This window comes from Caenispirillum bisanense, assembly GCF_039523075.1.
GTDB lineage: Bacteria > Pseudomonadota > Alphaproteobacteria > Rhodospirillales > Rhodospirillaceae > Caenispirillum > Caenispirillum bisanense.
On record NZ_BAAAEP010000098.1, the window covers coordinates 1 to 6,550 of the forward strand.

Consider the following 6,550-nt stretch of genomic DNA (forward strand, 5'->3'; position numbering starts at 1 on the left):
ATCCGGTCAGGGTCGATGGGGTGATAGAGCCCCACCTTCTCGGCGCCGGCGACATAGCGCTTCTCGCCGTCGGCGGCGATGGACTGGACGTTGCGCACCGCCCCGCCGACGTTGACCATGGGCACCAGCAGCGTGTCGTCCTTGAGGGACAGCCGCGACATCGGGACGATGCCCTTGCGCTGCAGGTAGGGATGCTCCGTCCCGGCCTCGAAGGGTTTGCCGGTCCGCAGCAGGCCGCGCGCCACCTGGGCGCCGCGCTCGGCGGCGGCGGCGCGTTCGGCCTCGCGCAGAACGGCGCGGGCGGCGGCCTGGGCCTGCATCTGCGCCCGTTCGGTGGGATCGACGGTGGCGCCGGTCGCGACCCACTTCACCGCCTCCTTGCCGGCCTTGTAGTTCATGATCTGGCCGTTGGGCACGCCGTCGAGGAAGCCGCGGTAGCTGCCGCTCTGCACGCCCTTGCGGTCACCGTCGACGGCGGCGCGATGCCAGCGGCCGTCCATCACCGGCGCCCCCTCCACCACCAGGCCGTGGGCCTTCAGGGCGTCGGCGAACTCCTTCACCGGGTCGACGGCGGGGGCGGTGGTGACGGCCGGCTCCTTGGCCTGCCAGCGGGCGACGGCGGCGGGATCGGCGTCGGCGCCGACGTACCACGCCTTGCGATGGCGGTCCCAGCGAGCACCGGCGGCCTTGGCGGCGTTGCGCTCGGCGTAGGGGACGGCCAGATAGACGCGCTCAGCTTTCTCCGGCGCCGCCGTCCGCTCCGCTGCTGTCTCCGGCGCCTGTCGTTCCGCCGTTGCCGCTCCTTTCTCCCACTTGGCGAAGGCCGCAGGATCGACGCCCTCCGGCACGTACCACGCCTTGGCTTCCTTGTCCCAGCGGGCGCCGGCCGCCTTTGCGGCGTGGCGCTCGGGGTAGGGCACCTGGAGGTAATGGCGTTCGGCTGCCTCACCATTCTCCATGCCTTGCTTCCTCCAGGCCTGCAGCTCCGGGTGGTGCTCCGAGTCCAGCGACCTCAAGCCGCCGTCGGGGCCATAGCCGAAGGTCACGGCACTCCCGACCTCCTGCGCCCGGACCAGGCCCGCAACGGCCGCGGCGTCGAAGTCCATGGCTGCCATGTCATGCAGGACCAGTCCCTTGGGCGTCTCCTGCAGGATGTGGCGGTCGCCGACATCGACGATGCGGCCGGCGAAGTCACCGGGGCCGGCGAGGGCGACGGCCTTGCCTTCGGCGGCGGGGATCATGTCCGGCGCCGGCAGCGGCTTGGCGGCGCCGACCATGCGCAGCACCGCCGTCAGGTCGGCGTCGGGCACCTGGTTCTGCACCGCCCAGCGCACGGCGACAGCCGTGCCGCCGAAGGACATGGACCCGCCGTGGCGATTGAGGCGTAGCATGCCGCGCTCCAGCGTCACCGTGGCGTCGCCGTCGAGCGTCGGCAGACTTACCGTCGGTGCGGGCGCAAAGTCGCGAGCCGCGTCGAAAGCCGTGCCGGCCTGCCGCGCTGCCTCCATCGTGGCGGTGACGTCAAGGCCGAGCGAGCCGTCGTTGTCGTAGGTGAGCCTCACCGTCGTACCGGCCTCCTGCGCCGCCACCAGTGCGGCCATCGAGGCGCCGTCGTACCCGAGGGCTGCCATGTCATGCAGGACCAGTCCCTTGGGCGTCTCCTGCAGGATGTGGCGGTCGCCGACATCGACGATGCGGCCGGCGAAGTCACCGGGGCCGGCGAAGGCGACGGCCTTGCCTTCGGCGGCGGGGATCATGTCCGGCGTCGGCAGCGGCTTGACGGCGCCGACCATGCGCAGCACCGCCGTCAGGTCGGCGTCGGGCACCTGGTTCTGCACCGCCCAGCGCACGGCGACAGCCGTGCCGCCGAAGGTCATGGAGCCGCCGTGGCGATTGAGGCGCAGCATGCCGCGCTCCAGCGTCACCGTGGCGTCGCCGTCGAGCGTCGGCAGGGCGACGGCATCGGCGGCCACGGCGGGGGCCGCAGCAGCGGCGACCGGGGCGAGGGCGGGCTCCACCGTCGGCACGGCGGCGGCTTCGTTCTCCATGGCGGCACCTCTCTCCAGGGCCTGGCGCCGCTCCGGCTCCAGGACCCAGGCGCGGATGGTCTCGGCGTCGCGGGCGGCTCGGAACAGCAGGTTGCGATCATCCTTCAGCACCTTCAGCCAGCTCTCGACATAACCGGCGTGGCGCTCGGGGTAGTGGCCGAGGCCGCTTTCGGTGGTGAGCAGGAAGCTGGCCATCTCGGCCCGCAGCTCTTCCACCGCATAGTCGCGCGAGCCGAAGGGGCCGAAGGTGCGGGCGAGACGGCTCGGATGGCCGGTGGCGTGGCCCAGCTCGTGCAGGGCCGTGGCGTAGTATTCGTAGGCCTCGGCGAAGGCCGCCTTGGCCGGCAGGTGAATGCGGTCGGTGGCCGGGCGGTAGAACGCCCGGTCGCTCTGGTCGTGGGTGATGGAGACACCGCCGGCGGCGAGGATTTCCTCGGCGCGCGCCACCGGCTCGAAGGCCGGCGCCGGCGTCACCAGGGGCGCCAGGCCGTCGATCTGCTCGGCGTTGAAGACGCGGGCGAAGAACACCCGCGGCCGGTCGAGGCGCACGGTCTGCAGCTTCGGCTTGCCGTCGTCGTCGAGCACCTCGTTGCCGTCGGCGTCGACCTCCGGCACCTGGCGGGTCCACTGCCAGTATTCGACGGTGGTGCCGCGCTCGCCCTTGCGCACCTGGGCATCCAGCGCTGTCGCCTGGCGGTAGGTCAGCCAGCGCGGATCGCCATGGCCCTGCATCTCCAGCCACCAGCTGTTGATGCCGCGATAGTCCTTGCCGCTGGCCGGATTGAACGGCCGGGCGCGGATGACGCCGGGCTGCCAGGGCTTCTGCCAGGGGGCGGTGCCGGCTTCGATCTGGCGGATCATCTCTTCGGCCACCTCGGCGCGATAGTCAGCCATGGCCGGCGCCCTCCGCGCCGTCGGCCAGCCAGTCGACGATGCTGTCGAGCGCCTCGGTCTCGCTCAGGGCGTCGTCCTCGAAGGCGCCCATGAAGTCGGCGACGTCGGGATCGACGGCGACGGGACCGTCGCCGGCGGCGCGGCCGACAGCGTCGGCGGCGGCCTTCAGGTAGTCGTCGGGGGTGATCTCGGGCTTGGGATCAGGCTGCATCGGTCTGGTCTCCATCGGTGGGGGAAGGGGAAGCCGGCGGCGCCAGGCGCGCCCGCTTGAGCAGGGCGCGGTCCTGGAAGTAGAGGCGCTGGACGCCGCGGATGGGGGGATGGCCGGCGACGAAGGTCAGCACCTCGCCGGCGCGGACGCGGCCAAAGCGGTCCTTGCGGATGCCGCGCAGACGCATGGCCTCGTCGGCAGTGAGCAGCGGCCGGGCGGTCTCGGAAAGGGAGTCGGAGACGGAGCCGATCTCGCCGACGCGCCCGGACCGCGAGCGGCGGTGCTGCACGATGGTCGCCTTGCCGGCGAGGTCGGAGAGCGCCTTGGCGGTCTCGATCTTGTTGGGGGCGAAGGCGATGCGGACGTGGCAGTTGCCGGTGATGGCCTCGTCGCGGCCGTAGGCCTCGGTCAACTGCGCCAGGTCCTGCACGATGAGGAAGGCCTTGATGCCGTAGCCGGCCATGTAGGCGAGCGCCTTCTCGACGATCTCCAGCTTGCCGATGCTGGTGAACTCGTCGAGCAGCAGGAGCAGGCGGTGCTTGTAGCCGGCGACGCTGCGGCCATCGGCGAAGGCCATGCTCTCCGTCAGGCGCGAGAGGATGAGCGTCATCATGATGCGCAGGAGCGGCCGGACGCGGCCGATGTCGGACGGCGGCACCATGAGGTAGAGGGCGGCCGGCGCGTCGCCGTGCATCAGGTCGGCGACGGTGAAATCGGACGCGGCGGTGTTGGCGGCCACCAGCGGATCGGCGAACAGGGCCATGCCGGTGATCGCCGAGGAATGCACGCCGGAGCGTTCCTGCGGCGCCTTCAGCTTCATGCGGTTGGCGCCGCGCTGGACCTCGGCGTCGATGACGGGATCGCCGTGGTGGAAGGCGATCATGTCGTCGAGCAGCGAGGTGAAGCCGCCGCCTTCCTCGCTCACCTCGTCGTCGTCATCGACCACGCCCGAGAGGAAGGCATTCACGTCCGCCAGGGTTGCGGTGCGGTTCTCGTCGCGGCGGATGCGGTAGAGGACATGCAGGAGCGCGGTGGACAGCCACGCCCAGCCCTCCTTCATCCAGTAGTCCTTGAGGCCCTTGCCGTCGCCGTCGACGATCATGAGGGCGACGTTCTGGCAGTCGGCGATGTCGCGGCCGGTGCCGACGCGGATCTCGGCGAGCGGGTTGAAGCGCGCCGAGCCCTCTGCCGCCGTCGGGTCGAACTTGAGGATCTTGTGGCCGAGGGTTGCCCGCCAGCCGGCGGTCAGCGCGTAGTTTTCGCCCTTGATGTCGAGCACCAGGACCGAGTGGCGCCAGGACGACAGGAGGGTGGGGAGGATCAGGCTGACGCCCTTGCCGCTTCTGGTCGGGGCGAAGCAGAGGACGTGCTCAGGCCCATCGTGGTGCAGGGTGCAGGCGCCGAACCAGCGACGCCAGCCGCCGGCGACGACACCGGCCTTGGCGAAGAGGCCGGCCTCACGCACCTCAGCTCCGGTGGCCCAGCGTGCGGAGCCGTGCAAGGCATCCGACCGGACGCCGCCATGCCGGGTGCGATTGCGGGCGAAGGTGACGGCGGCCGCCACCGTGCCCATCGCCACCACGCCCGCGATGGCCGTCAGGTAGGCGCTGCGCGTCATCTCCGCCGGCAGGCCAGCCGGATGCGTGCCAGCCTTCCACAGCCACACCCACCAGCGGCTATCGGTCGCGTCGAAGCCAATCTGGTTCCCCCACTGCCAGACGATGGCGCTGAGGGTGGCAGCAAAGACGAGGAGGAACAGGACGCGCGCCGCGATCAGCATGCCGCCACCTCCCGCCCATCGCGGAACACGTACCGCCCCTCGCGCACCTCCCAGATGTCGGTGATGTGGCGGAAGCCGGTGGTGGTGCGCTTGATCTGCACCACCACGTCGACCAAGTCGCTGAGGTACTCGGGGATGTCGGGCATCACCGCGCCGGCCCAGGCGACGTTCTGGGTGAACTTGCGGTGAATGACCTGCTCGGGGCTCTCGGCGTGGATGGTACACATGAAGCCGGTGACGCCGCTGTTGAGCGCCGCCAGGGCCGCAAAGGCGTTCTGCGTCGAGATCTCGCCGAACAGGATGTGATCGGGCGTGATGCGCATGAGGTGGTCGTAGAGTTCCCGCCACCCCACCATGCCGGTCGCGGTGTTGGCTTCACGCGCGGCCAGCAGCCCGTTGCCGTCCCAGAACCGGCCGATCTGCAGTTCCGGTGTGTCTTCCACCGCCACCACCCGGCGGTCGTCGGGCAGCGTCGCCAGCAGCATGTTCAGGAGCGTCGTCTTGCCGGTGTTGGTGGCGCCCGAGACGATGAGGTTGGCATCGCGCGCCACGGCGGCCGTCAAGTAGTCCCGCACGAAAGGCGTGGCGCCCCACTGCTCCCAGGTCGGCGTGAAGGGATGCTTGCAGCGGATCGCCAATGACAGCCCGCTCTGCACGCTGGCGCCGACCAGGCACTCGAAGCGGTGCCCGCCGGGCAGGACGGTGGAGAGCTTGACGTGCTCCTCGCCGTCGAAGGCGGTGCCGCTGGCATTGCCGAGCGAGCGGGCGATGCGCTCGATGGCCGCCCGGTTCAGGCGGGCGTCTTCGTGGGCCTGCTTGCCGACGCCGCGCCGCTCGGTGATCACCTGGTGCGGCCGGTTCATGCGGATCTCGACGGTGGCCGCGTCGCTGTAGTAGTGGGCGAGCGGCGCCAGCAGGCGCCGCATCACCTCGCCGCCGGAGCGGCCGGGTTGGTGGGGAGAGTGAGGGTGCGGAAGCGAGTGGATGGCCGTCATGGTCACCACCCGAGCTGGCCGAGCCACGTCGTCACCGTGGCCTGCTGGGGCGCTCCGCATGCGCCGCCGTTGGGAGCCCCGGGGAAAAACGGAGTCTGGTGGGGGGAATATGCAGAGGTAATGAACAGGCCGGCGCCACCTATCCCGTATGGAGCGCTGGCGCTGTAATACTGCGGAGTGCCGAGGTAACTTATTGCTGTGGCATCGTGCGCCGCTTCAAACTTTGTCGCCGCAGCGCTCGCGACCACCACTCCGTCTTCCCGCACCGTTCTCAGCGACCCCGAGTACTCGCAGACCCGAAAGGAGATGCTAGGGTCGTAGTATTCAGCCGCCCCACGATGCGCTATCAGCGTCCAGTGCTGCGGCTGCGTCGGTCGCTCCACTGTGCATGCATGGCCCATGTTCTGGTGCGGGCCGGGGCCGACACCGCGCACATATTCCGTCCCCACCGGGCGCTTCCAGACCTCGCTCTGCTCTGTGCGGGCGTACTTGGTGCAACCTTCGTAGAACACATTGGATGTCGGGACGATGATGTTCCGATCAAACACGTAAGGATGCTGCTCGGTGCCCGGCAGCACCTCGGCCACCTTCAAGTCGTACCGGCCCTTGGGCGTGGTGATGT

General features: G+C 70.2%; 4 protein-coding genes and 1 pseudogene. All 5 read right to left on the reverse strand.

Annotated elements, in window-relative coordinates; translation table 11 throughout:
- The coding region (locus ABD056_RS22260) for a zincin-like metallopeptidase domain-containing protein (RefSeq protein WP_343870427.1) at nt 1–2,942 on the reverse strand (2,942 nt) is incomplete at its 3' end.
- Entirely contained in the window at nt 2,935–3,153 is a 219-nt protein-coding gene (locus tag ABD056_RS22265; RefSeq protein ID WP_343870429.1) for a hypothetical protein, read from the reverse strand. The genes ABD056_RS22265 and ABD056_RS22260, both read right to left, overlap by 8 nt.
- A complete protein-coding gene (locus tag ABD056_RS22270; RefSeq protein WP_343870431.1) occupies nt 3,143–4,933 on the reverse strand; it encodes a type IV secretory system conjugative DNA transfer family protein in 1,791 nt (596 codons plus the stop codon). Before ABD056_RS22270 ends, ABD056_RS22265 begins: the two co-directional genes overlap by 11 nt.
- On the reverse strand, nt 4,927–5,859 hold the full coding sequence (locus tag ABD056_RS22275; RefSeq protein ID WP_343870433.1) for an ATPase, T2SS/T4P/T4SS family: 933 nt from the start codon (nt 5,857–5,859) through the stop codon (nt 4,927–4,929). The genes ABD056_RS22270 and ABD056_RS22275 overlap by 7 nt, the downstream gene beginning before the upstream one ends.
- Nucleotides 5,860–5,930: 71 nt before the next feature.
- Nucleotides 5,931–6,550 (reverse strand): annotated as a pseudogene (locus ABD056_RS22280) (hypothetical protein); the annotation flags it as partial.

Excerpts from the sequence above, each read along its gene's own strand:
- ABD056_RS22265 (WP_343870429.1), bottom strand. The coding sequence starts at position 3,153 with ATGCAGCCTGATCCCAAGCCCGAGATCACCCCCGACGACTACCTGAAG.
- ABD056_RS22270 (WP_343870431.1), bottom strand. The coding sequence starts at position 4,933 with ATGCTGATCGCGGCGCGCGTCCTGTTCCTCCTCGTCTTTGCTGCCACC.
- ABD056_RS22275 (WP_343870433.1), bottom strand. The coding sequence starts at position 5,859 with ATGCGGCGCCTGCTGGCGCCGCTCGCCCACTACTACAGCGACGCGGCC.